Source organism: Rhizobium sp. BK619 (assembly GCF_014195245.1).
Lineage (GTDB): Bacteria > Pseudomonadota > Alphaproteobacteria > Rhizobiales > Rhizobiaceae > Rhizobium > Rhizobium acidisoli.
On the sequence record NZ_JACIBH010000002.1, the window covers coordinates 61,337 to 86,252 of the forward strand.

General features: G+C 60.5%; 19 protein-coding genes. 14 read left to right on the plus strand and 5 right to left on the minus strand.

Translation table 11 applies throughout. The annotated features are described in order from the left end of the window. The first annotated feature begins 152 nt into the window (after positions 1 to 152). The 6 genes from rho to FHX14_RS03760 all read left to right on the plus strand — a co-directional run bounded on the left by rho (position 153) and on the right by FHX14_RS03760 (position 7,148). Positions 153 to 1,418 (plus strand): transcription termination factor Rho, encoded by a 1,266-nt coding sequence (gene rho, locus FHX14_RS03735; RefSeq protein ID WP_003589536.1) that lies wholly within the window; start codon positions 153 to 155, stop codon positions 1,416 to 1,418. Positions 1,419 to 1,520: 102 nt separating this feature from the next. Next, a complete protein-coding gene (mnmE, locus tag FHX14_RS03740; protein WP_184376343.1) occupies positions 1,521 to 2,840 on the plus strand; it encodes a tRNA uridine-5-carboxymethylaminomethyl(34) synthesis GTPase MnmE in 1,320 nt (439 codons plus the stop codon). Positions 2,841 to 2,907: 67 nt separating this feature from the next. Beyond that, complete coding sequence (mnmG, locus tag FHX14_RS03745; protein WP_184376344.1) at positions 2,908 to 4,785, plus strand: tRNA uridine-5-carboxymethylaminomethyl(34) synthesis enzyme MnmG; 1,878 nt, start codon at positions 2,908 to 2,910, stop codon at positions 4,783 to 4,785. 22 nt (positions 4,786 to 4,807) lie between these two features. Then, positions 4,808 to 5,425, plus strand: a complete 618-nt coding sequence (gene rsmG / locus FHX14_RS03750) for a 16S rRNA (guanine(527)-N(7))-methyltransferase RsmG (RefSeq protein ID WP_184376345.1) — start codon at positions 4,808 to 4,810, stop codon at positions 5,423 to 5,425. A gap of 19 nt (positions 5,426 to 5,444) precedes the next feature. Beyond that, complete coding sequence (locus FHX14_RS03755; RefSeq protein WP_003589541.1) at positions 5,445 to 6,239, plus strand: ParA family protein; 795 nt, start codon at positions 5,445 to 5,447, stop codon at positions 6,237 to 6,239. A gap of 27 nt (positions 6,240 to 6,266) precedes the next feature. After that, positions 6,267 to 7,148 (plus strand): ParB/RepB/Spo0J family partition protein, encoded by an 882-nt coding sequence (locus tag FHX14_RS03760; RefSeq protein ID WP_003589542.1) that lies wholly within the window; start codon positions 6,267 to 6,269, stop codon positions 7,146 to 7,148. 61 nt (positions 7,149 to 7,209) lie between these two features. Here FHX14_RS03760 and holA read toward each other — a convergent pair whose 3' ends face one another. Genes holA through leuS form a run of 3 tightly spaced genes read right to left on the minus strand, consistent with a single transcriptional unit; the run spans position 7,210 to position 11,402 of the window. After that, a complete protein-coding gene (gene holA, locus FHX14_RS03765) occupies positions 7,210 to 8,250 on the minus strand; it encodes a DNA polymerase III subunit delta (RefSeq protein ID WP_003589543.1) in 1,041 nt (346 codons plus the stop codon). A 10-nt stretch (positions 8,251 to 8,260) separates the two neighbouring features. Further along, complete coding sequence (lptE, locus tag FHX14_RS03770; protein ID WP_003589544.1) at positions 8,261 to 8,782, minus strand: LPS assembly lipoprotein LptE; 522 nt, start codon at positions 8,780 to 8,782, stop codon at positions 8,261 to 8,263. Then, positions 8,772 to 11,402: a leucine--tRNA ligase gene (gene leuS / locus FHX14_RS03775; RefSeq protein ID WP_184376346.1), complete on the minus strand. Its 2,631-nt coding sequence runs from the start codon at positions 11,400 to 11,402 to the stop codon at positions 8,772 to 8,774. Before leuS ends, lptE begins: the two co-directional genes overlap by 11 nt. A 201-nt stretch (positions 11,403 to 11,603) precedes the next feature. Here leuS and FHX14_RS03780 point away from each other — a divergent pair, with 201 nt between their 5' ends. The 3 genes from FHX14_RS03780 to FHX14_RS03790 all read left to right on the plus strand — a co-directional run bounded on the left by FHX14_RS03780 (position 11,604) and on the right by FHX14_RS03790 (position 15,437). Further along, positions 11,604 to 12,263, plus strand: a complete 660-nt coding sequence (locus FHX14_RS03780) for a YggS family pyridoxal phosphate-dependent enzyme (RefSeq protein WP_184376347.1) — start codon at positions 11,604 to 11,606, stop codon at positions 12,261 to 12,263. Positions 12,264 to 12,345: 82 nt separating this feature from the next. Further along, positions 12,346 to 14,256: a propionyl-CoA synthetase gene (locus FHX14_RS03785; protein ID WP_184376348.1), complete on the plus strand. Its 1,911-nt coding sequence runs from the start codon at positions 12,346 to 12,348 to the stop codon at positions 14,254 to 14,256. 245 nt (positions 14,257 to 14,501) lie between these two features. Beyond that, positions 14,502 to 15,437, plus strand: coding sequence for a flagellin (locus FHX14_RS03790; protein WP_003589548.1), 936 nt, complete (start codon positions 14,502 to 14,504; stop codon positions 15,435 to 15,437). A gap of 65 nt (positions 15,438 to 15,502) precedes the next feature. Here the strand turns inward: FHX14_RS03790 and FHX14_RS03795 are convergent, their stop codons facing one another. Beyond that, complete coding sequence (locus FHX14_RS03795; RefSeq protein WP_003589549.1) at positions 15,503 to 16,210, minus strand: DUF1013 domain-containing protein; 708 nt, start codon at positions 16,208 to 16,210, stop codon at positions 15,503 to 15,505. 229 nt (positions 16,211 to 16,439) lie between these two features. Here FHX14_RS03795 and acs point away from each other — a divergent pair, with 229 nt between their 5' ends. Continuing rightward, positions 16,440 to 18,395, plus strand: coding sequence for an acetate--CoA ligase (gene acs / locus FHX14_RS03800; protein ID WP_184376349.1), 1,956 nt, complete (start codon positions 16,440 to 16,442; stop codon positions 18,393 to 18,395). A gap of 202 nt (positions 18,396 to 18,597) precedes the next feature. Here the strand turns inward: acs and FHX14_RS03805 are convergent, their stop codons facing one another. After that, the gene (locus tag FHX14_RS03805) at positions 18,598 to 18,822 is read right to left on the minus strand and encodes a DUF1674 domain-containing protein (protein ID WP_184376350.1); all 225 of its coding nucleotides are present in this window, start codon (positions 18,820 to 18,822) and stop codon (positions 18,598 to 18,600) included. A 110-nt stretch (positions 18,823 to 18,932) separates the two neighbouring features. Between FHX14_RS03805 and htpX the strand changes: the two genes are divergently transcribed. The 4 genes from htpX to purH all read left to right on the plus strand — a co-directional run bounded on the left by htpX (position 18,933) and on the right by purH (position 24,900). After that, the gene (gene htpX, locus FHX14_RS03810; protein ID WP_184376351.1) at positions 18,933 to 19,895 is read left to right on the plus strand and encodes a zinc metalloprotease HtpX; all 963 of its coding nucleotides are present in this window, start codon (positions 18,933 to 18,935) and stop codon (positions 19,893 to 19,895) included. Further along, positions 19,886 to 21,274 (plus strand): transcription antitermination factor NusB, encoded by a 1,389-nt coding sequence (locus FHX14_RS03815; RefSeq protein ID WP_184376352.1) that lies wholly within the window; start codon positions 19,886 to 19,888, stop codon positions 21,272 to 21,274. Before htpX ends, FHX14_RS03815 begins: the two co-directional genes overlap by 10 nt. 184 nt (positions 21,275 to 21,458) lie before the next feature. Beyond that, complete coding sequence (locus FHX14_RS03820; RefSeq protein ID WP_184376353.1) at positions 21,459 to 23,132, plus strand: heparinase II/III family protein; 1,674 nt, start codon at positions 21,459 to 21,461, stop codon at positions 23,130 to 23,132. A gap of 151 nt (positions 23,133 to 23,283) precedes the next feature. Continuing rightward, positions 23,284 to 24,900, plus strand: coding sequence for a bifunctional phosphoribosylaminoimidazolecarboxamide formyltransferase/IMP cyclohydrolase (gene purH / locus FHX14_RS03825; protein WP_184376354.1), 1,617 nt, complete (start codon positions 23,284 to 23,286; stop codon positions 24,898 to 24,900). Positions 24,901 to 24,916 lie beyond the last annotated feature (16 nt).

The window sequence follows — 24,916 nt, forward strand, 5'->3', positions numbered from 1 at the left end:
CTTGCGGCGGCGATTGCGAGTCGCTATTTTCCGCGCAACTCATCTACGTGGCATGTGTGTAGAGTTCAGTCGTCTGCGAGCCCTTTCGCGGTACCGAATACGACCCAACATCGCCTTTCCCCTTCAAAATTGAAAAGAGTATTGGTCACTTCATGGCTGAAATGAAGCTTCAGGAACTTAAAAGCAAATCCCCGACGGATCTTCTGGCTTTCGCCGAATCGCTCGAGGTCGAGAATGCCAGCACGATGCGCAAGCAGGAGCTGATGTTTGCGATCCTCAAAATGCTTGCCAGCCAGGATGTCGAAATTATCGGCGAAGGGGTCGTCGAGGTTCTGCAGGATGGTTTCGGTTTTCTGCGTTCGGCCAATGCAAACTACCTGCCGGGTCCGGACGATATCTATATCTCCCCCTCGCAGATTCGCCGGTTCTCGCTCAAAACAGGCGATACGGTCGAAGGGCCGATCCGGGGACCCAAAGAAGGCGAGCGCTATTTCGCGCTGCTGAAAGTCAACACCATCAATTTCGACGATCCGGAAAAGATCCGTCACAAGGTTCATTTCGACAATCTGACGCCGCTCTATCCGAACGAGCGTTTCAAGATGGAACTCGAGATCCCCACTTCCAAGGATCTGTCGCCGCGCGTCATCGACCTAGTGGCGCCGCTCGGCAAGGGCCAGCGCGGACTGATCGTCGCGCCGCCGCGCACCGGTAAGACCGTGCTGCTGCAGAATATCGCCCATTCGATCACGGCAAACCATCCGGAATGCTATCTCATCGTTCTTCTGATCGATGAACGCCCCGAGGAAGTGACCGACATGCAGCGTTCCGTCCGCGGCGAGGTCATCTCCTCGACCTTCGATGAACCGGCCGTGCGCCACGTCCAGGTGGCGGAGATGGTCATCGAAAAGGCGAAGCGCCTTGTCGAGCATGGCCGCGACGTCGTTATCCTGCTCGATTCGATCACCCGTCTCGGCCGTGCCTACAACACCGTCGTTCCCTCCTCAGGCAAGGTCCTGACCGGCGGTGTCGACGCCAACGCCCTGCAGCGGCCGAAGCGTTTCTTCGGTGCTGCCCGCAACATCGAGGAAGGCGGTTCGCTGACGATTATCGCCACCGCGCTGATCGATACCGGCAGCCGCATGGACGAAGTCATCTTCGAAGAGTTCAAGGGTACCGGCAACTCGGAAATCGTCCTCGATCGCAAGGTCGCCGACAAGCGTATCTTCCCGGCGATGGACATTCTGAAGTCCGGCACGCGTAAGGAAGACCTGCTCGTTCCGCGCCAGGATCTGCAGAAGATCTTCGTCCTCCGCCGCATTCTGGCCCCGATGGGCACGACCGATGCAATCGAATTCCTGATCGACAAGCTGAAGCAGACGAAGAACAATTCCGACTTCTTCGACTCGATGAATACATAATCCTTAGCCGGATTCATCCTATAGAAGCTGGAGGCATCCGAACGATGTCGCCAGCTTTTCTGTTTGGCAGGATCGATTCGGGCTCGAACCGAAACAGGCGATATGGCCATGCTGCATGATACGATCTATGCGCTGTCGAGCGGTGCCACACCCTCAGGTGTGTCGGTCGTTCGAATCAGCGGCCCGTTGACCAAAGACATATTGGCGAGGCTCGTCGGATCAGTGCCGACAGCCCGATATGCCGTACGGCGAACGATTCGGACTCGTAACAACCAGCCGATCGACAGCGGCCTCGTATTGTTTTTTCCTGGGCCACACTCGTTTACCGGCGAAGACGTCGCCGAACTTCAGCTGCACGGCAGCAAAGCCGTGCTGGCGGCGCTGTTTGAGGCCCTTGGTGAAATGCCAGGCGTTCGGATGGCGGTTGAGGGCGAGTTCTCCCGCCGCGCTTTTGAAAACGGTAAGCTCGATCTCGTCGAAGTCGAAGGCCTGGCCGATCTTATCGGCGCCGAGACCGAGATGCAGCGGCGTCTTGCGGTCGAACAGAGTGCCGGCGGGCTTTCCCTGATTTACGATTCGTGGGCGAAACGATTAACGCGCGCCCGCGCGTTAATCGAGGCGGAACTTGATTTTCCCGACGAGGATGATGTTCCAGGCTCAGTATCCGACATGGTCTGGGCTGAGATGGAAAGGCTACACCATGATATCGGGCAGCACCTGTCGGCAGCCTCGGCGGGAGAGATTATCCGGGACGGCTTCAAGGTGGTCATCGCCGGGGCGCCGAACGCGGGGAAATCCAGCCTGCTGAACGCTCTCGCGCGACGCGACGTGGCGATTGTCACGGATATCGCCGGAACCACCCGCGATGTCCTGCAGGTCGATTTCGATATTGATGGCTACCTGATCAAGCTTTATGACACGGCGGGTCTTCGCGAGGCGGATGATCGGGTCGAGATGGAGGGCGTGCGGCGCGCACGTGTCGCGCTCCGTGATGCCGATCTGGTGCTGCTGCTAGTCGACATGACGAACCCCCTGCTCCCTGACGACTTGGACCAGGCTTCGCCACATGTTACTGTCGGGACGAAGAAGGATCTCGTCGATGTCGTCTCGGGTCATTACGACCTGCAGATCTCGACGACAACGGGTGACGGCTTGTTGGAATTGCGGCAGGTGATCGGCAACAGCGTTGCGACGCGGCTTACCGGCCTGTCCATGGCAATTCCCAGCCGCCAACGGCATAAGGATTCGCTGGCGAAATGTTTGGCGGCGCTTGAGAACGCCATCTCGGCGACGGATGTCAATCTTGAGCTGCGCACCGAACAGCTTCGCGTTGCTGCGGACTATTTGGGCAGAATTACCGGCAGAGTGGATGTCGAGCAGCTGCTCGGCGTAATCTTCTCAGAGTTTTGTATCGGCAAGTGATTCACGTGAAACACCGGGGTCTATGCCTCGGTTTCACCTGAAACGACTGGTGGATTTGGAGTATCGGATGTCCGATAATGTCTATGATGTCATTGTGATCGGTGGCGGCCATGCGGGGTCGGAAGCCGCCAGTGCGGCCGCGCGCCTTGGCGCCAAAACCGCTTTGGTGACACATAGACGCGATACGATCGGGGTTATGTCCTGCAATCCGGCCATCGGCGGTCTCGGCAAGGGCCATTTGGTTCGCGAGATCGACGCGATGGACGGGCTCATGGGTCGCGTCGCCGACGTCGCCGGCATCCAGTTCAGGATGCTGAACAAGAAAAAAGGCGCGGCCGTGCGCGGACCGCGGACCCAGGCCGATCGAAAACTTTATCGTTTAGCGATGTTGACGGCGATCGAGGCGACTGCCGGTTTGGATATCGTCGAAGGCGACGCCTTTGATCTGAAAGTCGTCAATGGCCGCGTGGCCGGGGTGATCATGCAGGACGGCCGCGTGCTTGGAGCGGCGGCCGTTGTACTGACGACCGGGACCTTTCTTCGCGGCCTCATTCATATCGGTTCAGAGAAGACGCCGGCTGGTCGCGTTGGTGAAGCACCGTCGATTGGGCTGTCGGCCACCCTGGCCAGGCTTGGATTGCGGCTGGGACGGTTGAAGACCGGGACACCGGCGCGGTTGGACGGAAAAACCATCGACTGGCAGGCCGTTGGCCGGCAGGGGCCCGACGAGGAGCTTGTCCCCTTTTCGCTGATGACCGATGCAATTACCACTCCGCAGATCGAATGTGGGGTCACCCGGACGACCGAGGCGACACACCGCATCATCGTCGACAACATCATGCGGTCGGCCATGTATTCCGGCCAGATCGAAGGCGTGGGTCCGCGCTATTGTCCGTCGATCGAAGACAAGCTCGTTAAGTTCGGAGAGCGGGACGGACATCAGGTCTTTCTTGAGCCAGAAGGTCTCGACGATGATACCGTCTATCCAAACGGGATCTCGACATCTTTGCCGGCAGAGGTCCAGGCCGAATTCATCAAGACGATTCCCGGGCTTGAGAGGGCGAGAATCATTCAGCCGGGTTACGCGATCGAATATGATTATGTCGATCCGAGAGAGCTGACACCCTCGCTCGAGGTCAAACGGCTGAGCGGCCTTTTTCTCGCGGGTCAGATCAATGGCACGACCGGTTACGAGGAAGCGGCCGCCCAAGGCTTGGCCGCCGGGCTGAATGCTGCATTGCGAAGCAGCGATTCGGATCCGTTTCATTTCAGCCGTACAAATTCCTATATCGGCGTGATGATTGATGATCTGATTTCGCGCGGCGTTACGGAACCGTATCGAATGTTTACATCGCGCGCGGAATATCGGCTGACGCTAAGGGCAGACAATGCCGATACGCGGCTAACGCCGTTGGCGATGCAGCTCGGATGTGTGAGCGGCGAACGAAAACAGCGATTCACACGCTATCAGACAGAAATCGAAGCGGGTCGGATGCTTCTGCAGTCATTGACGTTGACGCCGAACGAGGCGCGGCGCGTCGGTTTGAACATCAATCTCGACGGCCAGCGCCGAACGGCTTATGACCTGCTCTCCTATCCGAACTATGATTTTGATATCCTGCGAAAGGTGTGGCCTGAAGAGCTGGGGGCGATTTCCGGGAAAGTCGCGGAGGCATTGGAAATCGAAGCGGGCTATTCGGTCTACCTCGACCGGCAGGCCGCGGCGATCGCCGATCAGCAGCGCGACGAGGACCGGCATATACCGGCTGATTTCGACTATGCGGCGCTGTCCGGCCTTTCGAACGAGCTTAAGGCCAAGCTCGGCGCTGCTCGCCCTTTCAATATTGCCCAGGCCGCAATCGTTGAAGGGATGACTCCGGCGGCCGTCGCGCTGTTGCTCGTGCATCTGCGTCGGCGCAACACCCCCGAGCGATATAGCGCCTAGATACAAGATATTGAGAGTAAGAATGGAATTAAACGGTTTACGTGTTTCACGTGAAACACAGGAACGGCTTCAACACTTCGCAGTGCTTTTTCAGAAATGGGCCAAAACTATCAACCTGGTGGCGCCGTCAACACTCGACGATCTCTGGAATCGGCACATCGCCGACAGCAGCCAAGTATTTCAAATCCATCCCAAGCCGGTGATCTGGGCCGACCTCGGAAGCGGCGGCGGTTTTCCCGGCGTCATCACGGCGATCTTCTTGGCCGAACTGCAGGACGGATGGGTGCATCTGGTCGAGAGCAATCACAAGAAGGCCGCTTTCCTCCGAACAGCGCTGCGGGAAACAAATGCCCGCGGCAGCGTGCACAGCAGCCGGATCGAAGATGCCCATGCGGAGATCGGGGAATGCGGGGCGATTTCGGCCCGGGCGCTCGCCGATCTTGACAGACTCCTCGAATATTCTGCTCCCTGGATGCTGGGCGAAAAAGATTGCCGCAGCTTTTTTCATAAAGGCCGGGATTACCTGAGGGAAATCGACAAAGCACGTGGTCGGTGGGAATTCGATCTGTTAGAACATAGTAGCGCCGTCGAGCAGGCATCTGTCATTCTGGAAATAACGAATCTCCGGCGCTTGGTTTAACAGATCGGATATTGCGGCAATGGCTGGCGAACGACATCGGATTATCACCATCGCAAATCAAAAGGGTGGCGTTGGCAAAACGACCACCGCTATCAATCTGGCAACAGCGCTCGCTGCTATCGGCGAGCGTGTCCTGATTGTCGATCTCGATCCGCAGGGCAACGCGAGCACTGGTCTTGGCATCGACCGTCGAGACCGCAAGCTCTCCTCGTACGACCTGATGATCGGCGAGCGTGGAATCACCGAAGTGACGCTCGAAACCGCCGTGCCCAATCTGTTCATCGTTCCTTCGACGATGGATCTGCTTGGTGTCGAGATGGAGATCTCGCAGCAGAGCGATCGGGTGTTCAAATTGCGCAAGGCGCTGTCGTCGCCCGAAGCTATGGCATTTTCGTATATTCTCCTGGATTGCCCGCCCTCGTTCAACCTGCTGACGATGAACGCGATGGCGGCAGCCCATTCGGTGCTGGTGCCGCTGCAGTGCGAATTCTTCGCGCTGGAGGGGCTGAGCCAATTGCTCGAGACCGTCAGCCAGGTTCGCCGGACGGTGAACCCGCGTCTGGATATCCAGGGAATCGTCTTGACGATGTTCGATGCGCGCAACAATCTTGCCCAGCAAGTGGTCAATGATGTGCGCACGCATCTCGGCGAAAAGGTTTACCACACGTTAATTCCGCGCAATGTACGGGTCTCCGAGGCGCCCTCCTATGGCAAGCCGGCCATTCTCTATGATCTGAAATGCGCGGGCAGCCAGGCCTATCTGCAGCTGGCCTCGGAGGTCATTCAACGCGAGCGCCAGAGGCTGGCCGCGTAACTATCATTGCAGGGGTGAGTTTGGATCATGAATGACGATGTATCGAAAAGGCGATTGGGCCGTGGCCTTGCGGCGCTGATTGGCGAAATGGATCAGCCTGTCCCGGTGGAAGCCGAGCGGACGATCAGTGCCGACAGAATGATCCCGATCGAATTCGTCAGCCGCAATCCGCGCAATCCTCGCCGTTTCTTCGATGACACCGAGCTGCACGATCTCGCCAGCTCCATCCGCCAGCACGGAATCGTGCAGCCGATCGTCGTGCGAACGATGGATCGCGATCGATACGAGATTATCGCCGGCGAGCGACGCTGGCGCGCCGCTCAACTGGCTGGGCTGATCGAGATCCCTGTTATTGTTCGGGACGTGGACGACAAGACGGCGCTGGAGATCGCCATTGTCGAAAACGTACAGCGCGCCGATCTCAATCCCCTCGAAGAGGCCCTGGGCTACGAGCAGCTGATTGCCGAATATGGTTATACGCAGAACGACCTCGGCGAAATCATCGGCAAGAGCCGCAGCCATGTTGCAAACTCGTTGCGGCTGCTGAAGCTGCCCGATCCGGTTCGCGATCTGCTGGCCGCCGGCAGCTTGTCAGCCGGGCATGCCCGTGCGCTGGTTTCGACGCCGGATCCGGCAGGTCTTGCTCGCACCATCGTTGCCAAAGGCATGTCGGTGCGCGATGCGGAAAAGCTGGCGCAAAACAATATCAAAGCTCAATCCGAGCCGCAGCTGGCCGCCTCGCGGCGAGATCAGAAGGATTCAGATACACTGGCCTTGGAGCGGACGCTGTCCGATGCACTTGGCCTCGATGTTGCGATCAATCACAAGACGAGCGGCGGCCAGATTAAAATTTCCTACAAGTCGCTGGAGCAGCTCGAAGAAATCTGCCGTTTGCTCGAAAGGCGATAGTGCATTCTGCCGGAAATGCGCAGCAGCTCCGAGATGACGACATGTATTGACAAAGTTTTGGTCAGGCGGATTTGCGGCCGGATTGAAGGGTCGTGGACAGAAGTGTTTGCATCGCAACGCTATCCTCCAGCACCTGTCGCCGTCGGCTCTGCAGAATGGCGGCCTGCAGACGATTGGATTCACGCGCGATGGCCTCCGCAGTCCATTGGCGCAGTGCCTGTTCGATGATCGGCTTGCGGCGAAAATGCAGATGGCGGCCCATTGTCTGCATGATCTGAGGCGCCTGCAGGCGTTTTTCTTCCATTTCGGCCCGCATTGTATCGAGAAGCTGAAACTGCTTCAGGCATGCCTGCAACACGAGAAAGATCGCGGTTTTGGAGCTGCTGATCTTCTGCATAGCGTGCAGAAAACCGTTGAGATCGCCGCTTAAAATCGCGTCGACGGCATCGTCGACGGAGATCGCACTGGCGTCGCCGATTATTTCGGTAACGTGATGTTCTTCGACCGTCGGAAAGCCGCGGCAATAGAGAGCAAGCTTGCGCACCTCGTTGCGTGAAGCGATGCGGTCGCCGCCGATCAAGGCGATCAGCGCCTGGCGGGCGGCCGGCGTGATGCCGAGCTTTTCCGCACTCAATTCGGCATCAATCAGAGTGTTTAGGGCGCGGCTGTCATCGGCATAAGACGGGATCGTCATGATCGATCGCGCGGCCTCGGCCGTCTTGCGCAGCAGCGAACCCTTCTTCAAGTCGCCGGCTTCGACGATCAGATGGGCGGCTTCGAGTGGCTTTTCCGCCAGCAGCGCCAAGGGGTCGACAAGGTATTTTTCATTGGCGGCGCCGCGGATCCAGATCAGCTTCTCACCACCGAACAGTCCGATAGACTGGGCCTCGTCGACCAACCGTCCGGGATCCTTCTGCAGGTCGCCAATATCGAGTTTGGTCAGCGAGAAGGGATCATCGAGAGCCACACCGGTCTTACCGGCCAACTGAGCGGCCCGCTCGGACACGAGACCGCGGTCGGGTCCGTAAATGACAAAGATCCGATAGTTCCGCGCCGATTTCTGCAGGAAGGTTTCGAATTCGTGGGATTTTATCTCCGCCACATTCCCGCCCTCAGCGGCTGAGCGCAGCGGCGATATCGGCTCCGACGAATTCCGCCACCTGATCGGCCGCACGGTTCTGGGCATCGCGGATTGCCCGCTGCTTGGCGAACTCCTGGTCAGGGAAATCCACCAGTGCCGTGGTCGAGCGGCTGCCGGCCTTGATGACGTGGTTATCGGTTGCCGCGCGCAGCGTGTAGGTAACGCTGACGGTGACACGACCAGCGCGCGACGTATCGGCCGAATCCGTCAGCAGCGTATCGGCCACGGATGAAGTGACGTGCAAGTCGACCTGATAGTCCGGTTTTTCAGGTTCGCCGGCACCACGCGACGCCATGAAGATCAAATGATTGCGGACCTGCTGCTCGATCCGGCTGCCTGCCGGGGAAAAGCCGACCGCGGCCAGCTTTTCCTTGAGACCGGAACTTTCCGAATAAAGCGGCCGGACCTGGCAGGCAGAGAGAATAGCCGCCGAGGCAAGGATCATGGCGATGCCGGCGTTGCGAGCCAGCTTGCAAGCGATATCAGACGACAATGTTCACAATCCTTTGGGGAACCACGATGATCTTCTTCGGTGCCTGTCCGTTCAGCGCGTTCTTCACCGCATCCAGATCCAGCACGGCGTTGGTAACGGCATTCTGATCTGCGTCGCGAGAAATTGTCAATTCAGCGCGTTTCTTGCCGTTGATCTGGACCGGCAGGACGACATCATTTTCGATGACCAGCGTTTCGTCGTATTGCGGCCAGCCAGTCCGGGCAAGCAGCCCTTCATTGCCGAGTGCCGTCCAGCATTCCTCAGCCAGATGCGGCGTCATCGGCGCGACGAGCTGGATCAGGATCTCGGCGGCATTGCGCACTGCCGCGCGATAGGTGGCATCGCCCTCGCCCGCCGCAACCCTGGTCATTGGCGCGGCCAGCGCGTTCACCAGCTCATAGATCCGGGCAACGGCCTTGTTGAACCAGAGCTTGTCATAATCGTTCTCGACAGCCTTCAGGGTCTTGTGGGCGGCCTGGGAGATCGACAGTGCTTCCCCCTCGGTTGCCGGCGCAGGCGCGACGGCGGACAGTGCGTCCGCGGCTTCGGAAATCAGCCGCCACAGACGCTGGGTGAAACGATGGGCGCCTTCGACGCCGGCTTCGGACCAGATGACATCACGCTCCGGCGGAGAGTCGGACAGAACGAAGAAACGGGCGGTATCGGCGCCATAAGAGGCGATGATATCGTCGGGATCGACAACGTTCTTCTTCGATTTCGACATCTTCTCGATCGAGCCGATGGCAATTTCCTCACCCGTTGTCAGCAGTAGGGCGCGGCGTTTGCCGTCGATCTCCTCGATGCGGATGTCGGCCGGTGCCACCCACTCACGGCTGCCGCCGGCACCGCGGCTATAGGTTTCATGCACCACCATGCCCTGGGTGAAGAGACCCTTGAAGGGCTCCGTGGCGGCGACATGGCCGGTCTCGCGCATGGCGCGGGTGAAGAAGCGGGAATAGAGCAGGTGCAGGATCGCATGTTCGATGCCGCCGATATACTGGTCGACCGGCAGCCAACGGTTAGCCGCCTCAGGATCGGTTGGTTTTCCCTCCCAAGGGGCGGTGAAACGGGTGAAGTACCAGCTCGAATCGACGAACGTATCCATCGTATCCGTCTCGCGGCGGGCGTCCTTGCCGCAGGTCGGGCAGGAGACATGACGCCAGGTCGGATGACGGTCGAGCGGATTGCCCGGCTGATCGAAGGTGACGTCGTCGGGCAGCTTGACCGGCAGGTCTTCCTTCGGCACCGGCACAACGCCGCAATCATCGCAATGGATGACCGGGATCGGGCAGCCCCAATAACGCTGCCGGGAAATGCCCCAGTCGCGCAGACGGAAATTGACCTTGCGCTCACCCTGCGGCGTATTGCCGAGCGAAGCGGCCGACAGCCGATCGGCAACGATATTGAAGGCTTCTTCCGTCGTCTTGCCGTCGAGGAAGCGCGAATTGATCATCACGCCATCGCCGTCATAGGCTGTGTCGCCGACTGCAAAGCGCGCCGCATCGCCATCTCTCGGCATGACGACGGCCACGACCGGAAGGCCATATTTCCGGGCAAAATCAAGGTCACGCTGGTCGCCCGAGGGGCAGCCGAAGATCGCGCCAGTGCCGTAATCCATCAGCACGAAATTGGCGACATAGACGGGCAGCTCCCAGGAGGGATCAAGCGGATGGCGGACGCGGATGCCGGTATCCATGCCCTTCTTCTCGGCGGTCTCGAGAGCGGCGAGCGAAGTGCCGGCGCGGCGGCACTCCTCGCAGAAGGCCTCGATCTCGGCATTTTTTGCGGCGGCATCCTTTGCCAGCGGATGATCGGCGGCAATCGCCAGGAAGGAGGCGCCGAACAGCGTGTCCGGCCGGGTCGTATAGACGGTGATCTCGGTTTCACCGGCGGGTGCCGTTTCCCCCACGATCTCCCAGCGGATCGTCAGGCCTTCCGAGCGGCCGATCCAGTTCTTCTGCATCAGGCGCACTTTTTCCGGCCACTGGTCGAGCGTATCCAGCGCGTCGAGCAGATCCTGGCTGAAATCGGTTATCTTGAAGAACCATTGTGTCAGTTCGCGCTGTTCGACCAGCGCGCCGGAGCGCCAGCCGCGGCCGTCGATCACCTGCTCGTTGGCGAGCACGGTATTGTCGACTGGATCCCAGTTGACCTTCGACTGCTTGCGGTAGACCAGGCCCTTCTCCAGGAAATCAAGGAAGAGATGCTGCTGGTGCTGGTAATATTCGACGTCGCAGGTGGCGAATTCGCGGCTCCAGTCCAGCGAAAGCCCCATGGCCTTCAGCTGCGCCTTCATCGAGCCGATATTCTGGTAGGTCCAGGAGGCCGGGTGCACGCCGCGCTCCATGGCGGCGTTCTCCGCCGGCATGCCGAAGGCGTCCCAACCCATCGGATGCAGAACGTTGTAACCGCGGGCGCGCTTGTAGCGGGCGACGACATCGCCCATGGCGTAGTTGCGGACATGGCCCATATGGATGCGCCCCGACGGATAGGGGAACATTTCGAGGACGTAATATTTTTCGCGCGGATCTGAATTGTCGGTCTCGAAGACCTTGTCTTCGTTCCATTTCTGCTGCCAGCGGGGCTCGGCATCGCGCGGATTATAACGTTCGGTGGCCATGGTATTCGAAATTCCGGAAAATCAGGGGAGGTTGGTCGAGACCTTCACCATGAAACCACGGTAGCGTCAAGTTTTGCAGGCGCTGCAAGCGTCCGATCTTCATCCTGGCTCGAGCGATTTCGCGAGAGCGGGTCTTGGCAAGCACAGATTGGCTGGTTAGTTCATTGCAATCCTTTCATGCTGGTATGTCGAGGCAGAACGATGGAACTTCAAGAGCGCTTGAACGACGTGCGGTCGCGGATTGCGGCTGGTGAACGCCAGGCAGCCCGCCCTGCGGGTTCCGTTGAGCTCGTCGCGGTGTCGAAGACCTTCCAGGCGGAGGCGATCCGACCGGCCATCGACGCCGGGCAGCGCGTCTTCGGCGAGAACCGGGTGCAGGAGAGCCAGGGTAAGTGGCCGGCGCTGAAGGCAGAGCGGCCGGATATCGTGCTGCACCTGATCGGACCGCTTCAATCGAACAAGGCGGCGGATGCGGTGGCGCTTTTCGACGTCATCGAGACGGTGGATCGGGAAAAGATCGCCCGCGCGCTTGCCGAGGAGATGAAGCGGCAGGACAAGAGGCCGCGGCTCTACGTCCAGGTTAATACCGGGCTCGAGCCGCAGAAGGCCGGCATCGCGCCTGACGATACGCCGGCCTTCGTCAGCCTTTGCCGCGACGAACTCGGTCTTTCCATCGAAGGTCTGATGTGTATTCCCCCGGCCGAGGAAAATCCCGGACCGCATTTCGCCCTGCTCGCAAAGCTCGCGCTCAAATGTGGCGTCGGAAAACTGTCGATGGGCATGTCGGGCGATTACGAGACGGCGATCGCCTTCGGCGCCACCAGCGTGCGCGTGGGATCGGCGATTTTCGGCGCCCGCTGATACTCTGCTTTGGTCGGGCTTCCCGTTCCCCTCACTGCTGCCTAGATTGATATCGAGGCTTGCATATCCTGGGGAGGAGCAGATGCAGAACGGCTATCATCAGGCTTATGCTGCCTGGAAACGGGATCCCGAAGCCTTCTGGCGCGAAGCCGCCGCCGAGATCGACTGGTTCAAACCGCCCGAGCGGGTGTTTTCGCCCGATGAAGGCGTCTATGGCCGCTGGTTCTCAGGGGCCGAAACCAATACCTGCCACAATTGCCTCGACCGGCATGTGACTGCCGGGCGTGGTGGCGAGACGGCGGTTATTTTCGACAGTGCGATGACCGGCGAGAAGCGCCGTTTCACCTACGACGAAGTCCTTGACGAAGTGAAGGCCATCGCCGCGACGCTTGTTGATCTCGGGATCGGTCGAGGCGATCGCGTCATCCTCTATATGCCGATGGTCCCACAGGCGGTGTTTTCGATGCTCGCCTGCGCCCGCATCGGTGCGGTTCACTCCGTCGTCTTCGGTGGTTTTGCCGCCAGCGAGCTTGCTGCCCGCATCGATGATTGCGGTGCGAAGCTGGTGATCACCGCGAGCTGCGGGCTCGAGCCCGGCCGAATCGTCGCCTATAAGCCTCTGGTCGACCAGGCGCTCACGTTGGCGCGTTCGAAGCCGGAGCGCTGTTTGGTGCTGCAGCGGCCGGAGCTTCGGGCAGATCTCGTCAGCGGCCGCGATCAGGATTTCGAGGCGGCGGTGGCGCAGCATCGCGGCGCCGAGATCGCCTGTGTTCCGGTCAAGGCGACCGACCCGCTCTATATCCTTTACACCTCGGGAACCACCGGCCAGCCGAAGGGCGTCGTGCGCGACAATGGCGGCCATATGGTGGCGCTCAACTGGTCGATGCGGAATATCTACGGCTTGAAGCCGGGTGAGGTCTTTTGGACGGCTTCGGATATCGGCTGGGTCGTCGGGCACTCCTATATCGTCTATGCCCCGCTGATTTCGGGCGTCACTACCCTGATCTTCGAGGGAAAACCGGTCGGGACGCCGGATGCCGGCGCGTTCTGGCGTGTTGTTTCGGAATATCATGTGCGGGTGTTCTTCACCGCGCCGACGGCGTTCCGCGCTATTCGGCGGGAGGACGGAGACGGCGAGCTGCTGCGGCAGTATCCGATGCCGGATCTGCGGGCGCTGTTTCTTGCCGGCGAGAGGGCGGACCCGGAGACGCTGAAATGGGCGGAGCGCATGCTCGCCATACCCGTCATCGATCACTGGTGGCAGACGGAAACCGGCTGGCCGATCGCCGCCAATCCGCTCGGCCTCGGCGCCCTTCCCGTCAAGCACGGTTCGCCGGCGCTGCCGATGCCCGGCTATGACATCGCCGTGCTCGATGATGCCGGCCATCCGATCGAGGCGGGAACGCTCGGCAATATCGTCATAAAGCTTCCGCTGCCGCCTGGCTGTCTGCCGACCCTCTGGAATGCGGACGAGCGTTTCCGGTCGGCCTATCTCGGCGAGTTTCCCGGCACCTACAAGACGGCCGATGCCGGCTATATCGACGAGGACGGCTATCTCTTCATCATGTCGCGCACCGACGACATCATCAATTGCGCCGGACATCGGCTCTCCACCGGGGCGATGGAGGAGGTTTGCGCGCGTCATCCCGATGTCGCCGAGTGCGCGGTCATCGGCGTGATCGACAGGTTGAAGGGTCAGGTGCCATGTGGATTCCTGGTGCTGAAACGGAATGTTTCCCGCGAGGTGACGGCGATCGAATCAGAGGTGGTGGCGATGATTCGCGATCAGATCGGGCCTGTTGCCGCCTTCAAGATGGCCATCACCGTTAACCGGTTGCCGAAGACACGCTCCGGCAAGATCCTGCGCGGCACGATGCAGAAAATCGCCGACGGCATACCCTGGAAAATGCCCGCAACCATTGATGATCCAACGATTTTGGAGGAAATCGCTGAGGCGCTGCGCGGGCGTGGTTTGGGCTCTCTGCCGATGTGAAATTAAACATTCCGTAAGCCCAATTGAGGAATTGTTAACCATGTGATGCAAGGGTTTGTTAACGGCAATAGCTTGCATAGCAGGCTTTGCATGACGCGATCGCCGTTACCGGCCTACTGCATAATTCCTTCAATCGGGGGCAAAATTATGCGGCAGTTGAAGTGCTACAGCGTCCTTTGCGCGTCTGAAAGATGCGCGGCGCTGTGGTCCGGAATGCCCTTTCTCCAAAGATTGTGGAACGGATCATGACAAGCATCCTTACCAACAACGCTGCCATGGCAGCGCTGCAGACTTTGCGCGGCGTAAACGACAGCCTCAAGGACACCCAGGGTCGCGTTTCCTCGGGTTATCGTGTCGAAAAGGCATCCGACAATGCTGCCTACTGGTCGATTGCTACGACCATGCGCTCGGACAACAAGGCGCTTTCGGCTGTCTCCGATGCGCTCGGGCTTGGCGCGGCCAAGGTCGACACCGCCTATTCAGCCATGGACAGCGCGCTCGACATCGTCAGTGAAATCAAGGCGAAGATCGTTGCCGCCACGGAAAAGGGCGTCGACAAGACGAAGATCCAGCAGGAACTCGACCAGCTGCAGGAACAGCTGCTCAGCATCGCCCAATCGGCTTCCTTCTCCGGTGAAAACTGGGTCGCCGGCGCCGACGGCACGAAGAGCGTGGTTTCCTCCTTCGTGCGTGATGGCAGCAATGCCGTTTCGGTCAAGACGACGGACTACGTGCTCGATTCGGGCTCGCTTGGAAATGTGCTCTTCGGCATGACGAGCACCGGCGCGATCGAGACGAGCAGCGGGATCATCGGCACGGCCTTCAACGGAACCTATGGCGGCACCTTCATCGTTATGGCGTCGATCTATGATCTCGATATCACCGGTTTCACCCAGGGCCAGCTCGATTCAGCCCTGACCGGCGTCGAACTGGTTTTGGGTGCCATGACCGCCGCCGGCTCGGCTCTCGGCTCGATCTCGACCCGTATCCAGCTGCAGGAAAATTTCGTCAGCGGTCTTCACGATTCGATCGACTCCGGCGTCGGTCGCCTGGTCGATGCCGATATGGAAGAGGAATCGAGCAAGCTGTCGGCGCTGCAGACGCAGCAGCAGCTCGCCGTCCAGTCGCTGTCGATCGCCAACAGCTCGGCGCAGAACATCCTCACCCTGTTCCGCAGCTAATCCGCAACAAAAAACCCCGCCGGTCAGCTCATACCGGCGGGGTTTTTTATGAGATCGTCGATCTCTCAGTACTGATCGTCGTCGTCCTCGTCCTTCGGCGCCGAGCGCAACGAGCTCAGCTTGCGGAAGACGGCGTCGGCGTCGATTTCCTTTTCCTTTTCCTCCTCGCGCTCGTAGCTCGGGGTCAGGCGCTCGGTTTCCTGGGCCGATTGCAGTGTCGCGCCAAGCTCGGCGGCGGTCGGCAGCGGACGGCCCTTGGAAGCCTTTTCCACTTCCATGTCGAGATCGATCTGGCTGCAGAGGCCAAGCGTGACCGGATCCATCGGCGCCAGGTTGGCGGAGTTCCAGTGGGTGCGCTCGCGGATCTGCTCGATGGTGGATTTCGTGGTGCCGACGAGGCGGGAAATCTGCGCGTCCTTCAGCTCCGGATGGTTGCGAACGAGCCAGAGAATGGCGTTCGGACGGTCCTGACGCTTGGAAACCGGCGTATAACGCGGGCCGCGGCGCTTGGATTCCGGCACCCGCACCTTCGGTTCGGAAAGCTTCAGCTTGTGGTTCGGATTGGCTTCGGCGCGGGCGATCTCGTCGCGGGACAGCTGTCCGGTCGAGATCGGGTCGAGGCCCTTGATGCCCTGCGCGGCTTCGCCATCGGCGATCGCCTTGACTTCGAGCGGATGCAGTTTGCAGAACTGCGCGATCTGATCGAAAGACAGTGCCGTGTTGTCGACAAGCCAGATGGCAGTCGCCTTCGGCATGAGCAGTGTTTGAGCCATGGATATAGTCCTTCTATCGTCCGCGCCGGTCGCGGTCCGTGGATTGTCACCACAATGTCCGGGAAATATGGCGCTATATAACCGCACTGTCGCAGAATTGCAATTCTTCCGAAATGAAATGACCTTTGTCTAATTGCCGCCACGATGCGAGCTGCTATGAATTGCCGTGTTTTGAAATCCGGGCCCTAAATTCAGGCGGCCCGTCGCATGTCCCATGAGGAGGAGTTGCATGTCGGAGAAGATCTATCCGGTCACGAAGCCGGTGAAGGCGCGCGCCCTGATCGATAAGGAAAAGTACCTGAAATGGTACGAGGAAAGCGTCGAGAACCCGGACAAGTTCTGGGGCAAACACGGCAAACGGATCGACTGGTTCAAGCCCTATAGCAAGGTCAAGAACACGTCCTTTACCGGCAAGGTTTCGATCAAGTGGTTCGAAGACGGGCAGACCAACGTCTCCTATAATTGCATCGATCGCCATCTCAAGACCAACGGCGACCAGGTGGCGATCATCTGGGAGGGCGACAATCCCTATATCGACAAGAAGGTCACCTATAACGAGCTCTACGAACATGTCTGCCGGATGGCGAACGTGTTGAAGAAGCACGGCGTCAAGAAGGGTGATCGCGTTACCATCTATATGCCGATGATCCCGGAAGCGGCTTACGCGATGCTCGCCTGCGCCCGCATCGGCGCGGTACATTCGGTGGTCTTTGGCGGCTTCTCGCCCGAGGCCCTGGCCGGGCGTATTGTCGACTGTGAATCCACTTTTGTCATCACCTGCGACGAAGGTCTGCGCGGCGGCAAGCCGGTACCGCTGAAGGACAATACCGATACGGCGATCCATATCGCCGCCCGCCAGCATGTGCATGTCAGCAAGGTGCTGGTGGTGCGCCGCACCGGCGGCAAGACCGGCTGGGCGCCAGGCCGCGATCTCTGGCATCACCAGGAGATCGCCACGGTGAAGCCGGAATGCCCGCCGGTGAAGATGAAGGCGGAAGACCCGCTCTTCATTCTTTATACCTCAGGCTCGACCGGCAAGCCGAAGGGCGTGCTGCACACGACCGGCGGTTATCTCGTCTATGCGGCGATGACGCATGAATATGTCTTCGACTACCATGACGGCGACGTCTATTGGTGCACGGCCGACGTCGGCTGGGTCACCGGTCACTCCTATATCGTCTACGGGCCGCTCGCCAATTGCGCGACGACGTTGATGTTCGAGGGCGTGCCGAATTTCCCCGATCAGGGCCGCTTCTGGGAAGTCATCGACAAGCACAAGGTCAATATCTTCTATACCGCGCCGACGGCGATCCGCTCGCTGATGGGGGCCGGCGACGATTTCGTCACGCGCTCGTCACGCTCGTCGCTGCGGCTGCTCGGCACTGTGGGCGAACCGATCAATCCGGAAGCCTGGGAATGGTATTACAATGTCGTCGGCGACAAGCGCTGCCCGGTCATCGACACTTGGTGGCAGACTGAAACCGGCGGCCACATGATCACACCGCTGCCCGGCGCCATCGATCTGAAACCCGGTTCTGCGACAGTGCCGTTCTTCGGCATCAAGCCTGAACTGGTCGACAATGAAGGCAAGGTGCTGGAAGGGGCCGCCGACGGCAATCTCTGCATCACCGACAGCTGGCCGGGCCAGATGCGCACGGTCTATGGCGATCACGACCGCTTCATCCAGACCTATTTCTCCACCTACAAGGGCAAGTATTTCACCGGCGACGGCTGCCGGCGCGATGCGGACGGCTATTACTGGATCACCGGCCGTGTCGACGACGTGCTTAACGTCTCCGGCCACCGGCTCGGCACCGCGGAGGTGGAATCCGCGCTTGTCTCGCACAATCTGGTTTCGGAAGCCGCAGTCGTCGGTTACCCCCATCCGATCAAGGGCCAGGGCATCTATTGCTATGTGACGCTGATGGCCGGCCATGAAGGAACGGACACGCTCCGCCAGGACCTGGTGAAACATGTGCGTGCCGAAATCGGCCCGATCGCCGCGCCCGACAAGATCCAGTTTGCGCCCGGCCTGCCGAAGACCCGTTCCGGCAAGATCATGCGCCGCATCCTGCGCAAGATCGCCGAGGACGATTTCGGTGCTCTCGGCGATACCTCGACGCTCGCCGATCCTGCCGTTGTCGACGATCTGATCGCCAACCGGCAAAACAAGGCGACGGCGTGATAGAGAGAGCCGCTCCGGCCCTACCGGGTTCTGGGGCGGCTCAATTTGCTTCCACATTTTGATGCGTGGGAGTGGCCGGCGGTTCCCTCATCTTCCTGTAAGAGAAGACTGCCCGCGCGGTGACGTTAGCCGGATTCCTTGGCAACGATCCACCATCCCGTCCAGCATCCTGACTGCCAGATTCCGACCGAGACGAGAAAATCTAAAAATCGATCGCCCGGCCATTGATCTCGTAATCGCCGAAGCGGGCCGGCTCGGCTCCGCCGCGACCGCCGGTTTCCGGCGGCAGCTCCAGCGGCTTCTGGTTTTTTCGCCGCTCCGCGGCTTCGGCAAGCGCCCGTTTGGCAGCCGGGGACAGCATCTTGCGCGGCGGCTCCGATCTCTTGGCCGTCGGCGTTTCGCTATTGTCGTTATCGGCGTCCTGCATGGCATCTCCTGCCCGAAAATATTGAAAATGGCTGGTGAATAACCAAATCATAATGTGCCGGTGTCGGGATGGAAAGCTTGCGCCGGCGAAATCGGATATGGAGATCCGCAATGAACCTCGTCCGCACTGCCATGTTGCTTGCCTTCATGACGGCGCTTTTCATGTTTGTCGGCTTTCTGATCGGCGGCCGCGCCGGCATGATGATCGCCTTCGTCATAGCCGCCGGCATGAATTTCTTCTCCTATTGGAATTCCGACCGCATGGTGCTTTCGGCCTATCGCGCCCAGCAAGTCGACGAGCGCAATGCGCCCGAGTTCTTTGCGATCATGCGCGATCTCGCCCGCAATGCCGGCTTGCCGATGCCGAAGGTCTATCTCTACGACAGCCCGCAGCCGAATGCTTTCGCCACCGGGCGCAATCCCGAAAATGCCGCCGTCGCCGCCTCGACCGGCCTGCTCCAGGCATTGTCTCCGGAGGAAGTCGCCGGCGTGATGGCGCATGAGCTCGCCCATATTCAGAACCGCGACACGCTGACGATGACGATCACGGCAACGCTTGCCGGTGCGATCTCGATGCTCGGCAATTTCGCCTTCTTCTTCGGTGGCAACCGGGAAAACAACAACAATCCCCTCGGTTTCGTCGGCGTTCTCGTCGCGATGATCGTGGCGCCGCTTGCGGCCATGCTGGTGCAGATGGCGATCAGCCGGACGCGCGAATATTCGGCTGACCGCCGCGGGGCCGAGATCTGCGGCAATCCGCTCTGGCTTGCTTCGGCGCTCGGCAAGATCGCGCGGGGTGCTGCCCACGTGCCGAACGAGGATGCGGAGCGCAACCCGGCGACCGCGCATATGTTCATCATCAATCCGCTCTCCGGCGAGCGCATGGACAATCTGTTTTCCACCCATCCGAACACGGAAAACCGCATCGCTGCGCTGCAGGACATGGCACAGGGCGGCATGAACGTCTCGACGCCGCCGGTTCGGGCTGCTAATCCGTCGCGCAAATCGCGCTCTGTTCCGGATACGGGTCTTGGTCGCGGTGGTTCGCAACCGCCAAAAGGTCCATGGTCTTGAATTCAGACGGCACGAAGAAACCATTCCGCAAGCACAAGCGCTCCACCGAGCGATCCGCGCCTGTAAAGCCCGGCCTGCAGGCGCGGGCTGCAGCGGCAAAAATTCTCGGCGCTGTCGTCGAGCGCAAACTGCCGCTCGACGGTGCCCTCGATCATGAACACGGCAATCCGGCCTACAAGGCGCTTGGCGAAAGCGACCGGGCGCTTGTCCGCGCCATTCTGAACACGACGCTGCGTCATCTGCCGCGTATCGATGCCGCCATAAGCTCGCTGCTGGAATCGCCGCTGCCGGAGGGGGCACGGGCGCTGCAGCACGTGCTTGCGATCGGCGTCGCGCAGATCCTCTATCTCGATGTGCCCGACCATTCGGCCGTCGATCTTGCCGTCGAGCAGGCCAATCAGGATCCGCGCAACCGGCGTTTCGCCAAGCTGGTCAATGCCGTTCTTCGCCGGCTCGGCCGCGAGAAGGATGAGGTGCTCGGCGAGATCGACAAGGTCGCACCGATGCCGGCCTGGTTCATCGCCAGGCTTGAGAAAGCCTATGGCCGGGACGCGGCGCTGGCGATTTCGGAATCTCAGCTCCAACCGGCCGCAATCGATCTGACCGTCAAGTCGGATGCCGAAGGCTGGGCAAAGCGGCTGAACGGCGTTGTGCTGCCGACCGGCGGCGTGCGGCTCGCCGCCTTCGATGGCGGCATCCCGTCGCTCGAAGGCTTCGACGATGGCGCCTGGTGGGTGCAGGATGCGGCCGCAAGCATTCCGGCCAAGCTGTTCGGCGACCTCTCCGGTAAGCGCGCCGCCGATCTCTGCGCCGCACCAGGCGGCAAGACGGCGCAGCTCATTCTTGCCGGCGGCGCGGTCACCGCACTCGACCAGTCGGAAAGTCGGCTGAGACGGCTGCGGTCGAATCTCGACCGGCTCAGCCTGAAAGCAGAGACGATCGCGGCGGATCTGACGACATTCGAACCGGCCGAGCGTTTCGATGCAATCCTGCTCGATGCGCCCTGCTCTTCCACCGGCACGACACGCCGGCACCCCGACGTGTTGTGGACCAAGGGAGCCGAGGATATCGGCAGGCTGGCGGCGCTGCAGGAGCGGCTGCTGCGTCATGCGCTGACATTGCTGAAGCCGGATGGAACGCTGGTTTTTTCGAATTGTTCGCTGGATCCTACCGAAGGCGAAGAGGTCGTTGCCCGCGTTCTTGCCGATACGGATGGGATCGAGCGCGTTCGGATCGATGCCGGCGACTGGCCCGGCCTTGAAGCGGCGATCACGCCGCTCGGCGAATTCCGCACGCTTCCGACCATGCTGAAAATGCCCGATGGCATCGCCTCCGGTCTCGACGGCTTTTATGCCGCCATGCTGCGGCGCGTGGCCTGATTGCGGGCTTACGCGCGTCGTGCCACGTCTGCCCACGCAGGACGCTTTACAGCCGTGCTCGAACGCGGGTGAAACACGTTAATTTGCGTATATTCGAACATTGTTACGAATTAATTCATTGCGGGCGATGAAATCGGCCGCTTTTCACCTATTCTTAACCACGAGGGTCAATAGACAATAGAATATGCAGTCCGGTCGGCGTTTTGCGAGCATGTATGTTCGGGAGGCTTGGCGGCGCGCCTCGCGCCGCGTCGCGTTGCTGCGCCTAAAGCTCTTCCGCCATTCAATCAACGTGCCCGAGCGTCTGATCGTCGCGCCGACCGATCTCCGCAGCATCGATTCGCATGTGGCCGACGAGATTCTCAACGGACGTTTTCTGCTGGCCGGGCGGATGCTGGAAACGAGTGGAAAGTCACCCTTCACCTTTACCTTGCCCTCGCGCCCCTTCGCGATCCGCCTTCATAGCTTCGGCTGGCTGCGGCATATCCGGGCGAACAAGACGGAGCGCAGTTCGGCGGCGGCCCGCGCGATCGTTGACAGCTGGCTTTCCATCCATGCCGGGCGCATGGAAGGGATTGCATGGGAGATCGACGTCACCGCGCAGCGCGTCATTGCCTGGCTCTCGCATTCGCCGGTGGTGCTGCAGAATGCCGACCGCGGCTTTTATCGCCGCTTCATGAAGTCGCTGGCCTTCCAAGTGAGGTTCCTGCACCGCATGGCGCCGTATACGCTTGGCGGCCTGGAGCTGTTTCGGCTGCGTATCGCGCTCGCCATGGCCTCCGTCGCCATGCCTGCCCGCGCATCGACGCTCAGACGGGCGGCGCAGGCGCTCGACCGCGAATTCGATAGCCAGATTCTACCGGATGGCGGCCATATCTCGCGCAATCCGCGCGTCGGTCTGGAATTGCTGCTCGATCTGCTGCCGCTGAGACAGACCTATGTCAATCTCGGCCATGACCTGCCGCAGAAGCTGATCTCCGGCATCGACCGCATCTATCCGGCCCTGCGGTTCTTTCGTCATCAGGACGGGGATCTGGCGCTGTTCAACGGGGCGACATCGACGCTGGCAAACGAGCTGATCTCCGTGCTGCGCTATGACGAGACCGCCGGCCAACCGTTCAAGGCTTTGCCGCAGTCGCGCTATCAGCGGCTTTCCGGCGGAAAAACAGTCATCATTGCCGATGCCGGCACGCCGCCTTCGGGAGGCGCGCTGCGGACCGTTCATGCCGGCAGCCTCTCCTTCGAAATGTCGTCGGGCCGCCACCGCTTCATCGTCAATTCCGGCTCGCCGAAATTTGCTGGGCACCGCTATGTCCAGATGGCGCGCACGACGGCGGCGCATTCGACGGTTATTTTGAACGACACTTCGTCCAGCCGCTTTTCGCCCTCGCCCTTCCTCAATCACGCGATTACCGAACCGGTGAGAACAGTGACCGTCGAGCGTGCCGAAACGGAGGATGGACGTGACGGCATCAAGCTCAGCCATGACGGTTATCTCAGAGCGTTCGGGGTGCTGCACGAACGTGAGCTGACACTCAATGCCGCAGGCTCGATCGTGACCGGGCGCGACCGGCTCGTCGTCCGGGAAGGGTATGAACATGACGAGCCCTTGAAGGCTGTCGCCCGTTTCCATATTCATCCCTCCATCGTCCTGCAGCAGAGCGATGGGGAGTCCGTGCTGCTGACCGCGCCGGACGGCGAAAGCTGGCTGTTTTCGGCGCCCGGCAACGAAGTGCTGATCACCGAGGACATCTTCTTTGCCGACAGCTCCGGCATTTGCGGCTCGGACCAGATCGAAATCGACTTCGATCTCGCAGAGAAGACGGAAATCCGTTGGTTTTTGTCCCGCAAGGGATAGCACCTGTTTGCGCGGCGGCGAAGCTGTGCTAACGCGGCCTCACAATGCGAGCGTCCTGGAGCAGGATGATCTTAGGCCCGAGCCGGCCTGAAATCCGAATCCTGCTCTAAACCAAGCGGATGTCTCCCGAAGCCCGAACGGAGAAGGTTTCATGGCCGTCATTTCCAAGAAGATCCCCGCCCCTGACAAGGTCGAAATCAAGACCGCCCTCCTCTCCGTCTTCGACAAGACCGGGATCGTCGAGCTCGCCCAGGCATTGTCTGCCAGAGGCGTGCGGCTGCTGTCGACCGGCGGTACTTATAAAGCCATCGCTGCTGCCGGCCTTGCCGTTACCGATGTTTCCGAGATTACCGGCTTTCCCGAGATCATGGACGGGCGGGTCAAGACGCTGCATCCGACGGTGCATGGTGGCCTGCTGGCGATCCGGGACGATAGCGAACACCAGGAAGCGATGAAAACCCACGGCATCGAGGCCATCGACCTCGCAGTCATCAATCTCTATCCCTTCGAAGACGTGCGCGCCGCCGGCGGCGATTATCCGACGACCATCGAAAATATCGATATCGGCGGCCCGGCGATGATCCGCGCTTCGGCCAAGAACCATGCCTATGTGACGATCCTGACCGATCCGAACGACTATGCCGAATTCACCGAGCAGCTTTCCGCGGATGGTGGCAAGACCGCCTATGCCTTCCGCCAGCGCATGGCCGCCAAGGCCTATGCCCGCACCGCGGCCTATGACGCGGTGATTTCCAACTGGTTCGCAGAAGCGCTGTCGATCGATACGCCGCGCCACCGCGTCATCGGCGGGGCGCTGAAGGAAGAGATGCGTTACGGCGAAAACCCGCACCAGAAGGCCGCCTTCTATGTGACCGGCGAGAAGCGCCCGGGCGTTTCGACGGCTGCCCTCCTCCAGGGCAAGCAGCTCTCCTACAACAACATCAACGATACGGATGCCGCTTACGAGCTGGTCGCCGAGTTCCTGCCCGAGAAGGCGCCGGCCTGCGCCATCATCAAACATGCCAATCCCTGCGGCGTCGCCACCGGGTCGAGCCTGGTCGAGGCCTATCGGCGGGCGCTTGCCTGCGACAGCGTTTCCGCCTTCGGCGGCATCATCGCGCTCAATCGGACGCTGGATGCCGAAACGGCCGAGGAGATCGTCAAGCTGTTCACCGAAGTGATCATCGCGCCCGATGTGACCGAGGAAGCGAAGGCGATCATCGCCCGCAAGCCGAACCTGCGGCTGCTGTCGGCCGGCGGCCTGCCCGATCCGCGTGCCGCGGGCCTGACGGCGAAGACCGTTTCCGGCGGCCTGCTGGTCCAGAGCCGCGACAACGGCATGGTCGAGGATCTGGAGCTCAAGGTCGTCACCAAGCGTGCGCCGACGGCGCAGGAGCTTGATGATATGAAGTTCGCCTTCAAGATCGGCAAACACGTGAAATCGAACGCCGTGGTCTATGCCAAGGACGGCCAGACCGCCGGCATCGGCGCCGGCCAGATGAGCCGGGTCGATTCCGCCCGCATCGCCGCGCTGAAGGCGGAAGAAGCCGCCAAGGCGCTCGGCCGTGCAGTGCCGATGACACATGGCTCGGCGGTCGCCTCCGAAGCCTTCCTGCCGTTTGCCGACGGTCTCTTGTCGATGATCGCAGCGGGGGCGACGGCGGTAATCCAGCCTGGCGGTTCGATGCGCGACCAGGAAGTCATCGATGCCGCCGACGAACACGGCATTGCGATGGTCTTTACCGGCATGCGCCATTTCCGGCACTGAATGAGGACTGCGCCAT

Coding starts and splice junctions, on each gene's coding strand:
- rho (WP_003589536.1), top strand. CDS start 153: ATGGCTGAAATGAAGCTTCAGGAACTTAAAAGCAAATCCCCGACGGAT.
- mnmE (WP_184376343.1), top strand. CDS start 1,521: ATGGCCATGCTGCATGATACGATCTATGCGCTGTCGAGCGGTGCCACA.
- mnmG (WP_184376344.1), top strand. CDS start 2,908: ATGTCCGATAATGTCTATGATGTCATTGTGATCGGTGGCGGCCATGCG.
- rsmG (WP_184376345.1), top strand. CDS start 4,808: ATGGAATTAAACGGTTTACGTGTTTCACGTGAAACACAGGAACGGCTT.
- FHX14_RS03755 (WP_003589541.1), top strand. CDS start 5,445: ATGGCTGGCGAACGACATCGGATTATCACCATCGCAAATCAAAAGGGT.
- FHX14_RS03760 (WP_003589542.1), top strand. CDS start 6,267: ATGAATGACGATGTATCGAAAAGGCGATTGGGCCGTGGCCTTGCGGCG.
- leuS (WP_184376346.1), bottom strand. CDS start 11,402: ATGGCCACCGAACGTTATAATCCGCGCGATGCCGAGCCCCGCTGGCAG.
- FHX14_RS03780 (WP_184376347.1), top strand. CDS start 11,604: ATGGAACTTCAAGAGCGCTTGAACGACGTGCGGTCGCGGATTGCGGCT.
- FHX14_RS03785 (WP_184376348.1), top strand. CDS start 12,346: ATGCAGAACGGCTATCATCAGGCTTATGCTGCCTGGAAACGGGATCCC.
- FHX14_RS03790 (WP_003589548.1), top strand. CDS start 14,502: ATGACAAGCATCCTTACCAACAACGCTGCCATGGCAGCGCTGCAGACT.
- FHX14_RS03795 (WP_003589549.1), bottom strand. CDS start 16,210: ATGGCTCAAACACTGCTCATGCCGAAGGCGACTGCCATCTGGCTTGTC.
- acs (WP_184376349.1), top strand. CDS start 16,440: ATGTCGGAGAAGATCTATCCGGTCACGAAGCCGGTGAAGGCGCGCGCC.
- FHX14_RS03805 (WP_184376350.1), bottom strand. CDS start 18,822: ATGCAGGACGCCGATAACGACAATAGCGAAACGCCGACGGCCAAGAGA.
- htpX (WP_184376351.1), top strand. CDS start 18,933: ATGAACCTCGTCCGCACTGCCATGTTGCTTGCCTTCATGACGGCGCTT.
- FHX14_RS03815 (WP_184376352.1), top strand. CDS start 19,886: ATGGTCTTGAATTCAGACGGCACGAAGAAACCATTCCGCAAGCACAAG.
- FHX14_RS03820 (WP_184376353.1), top strand. CDS start 21,459: ATGCAGTCCGGTCGGCGTTTTGCGAGCATGTATGTTCGGGAGGCTTGG.
- purH (WP_184376354.1), top strand. CDS start 23,284: ATGGCCGTCATTTCCAAGAAGATCCCCGCCCCTGACAAGGTCGAAATC.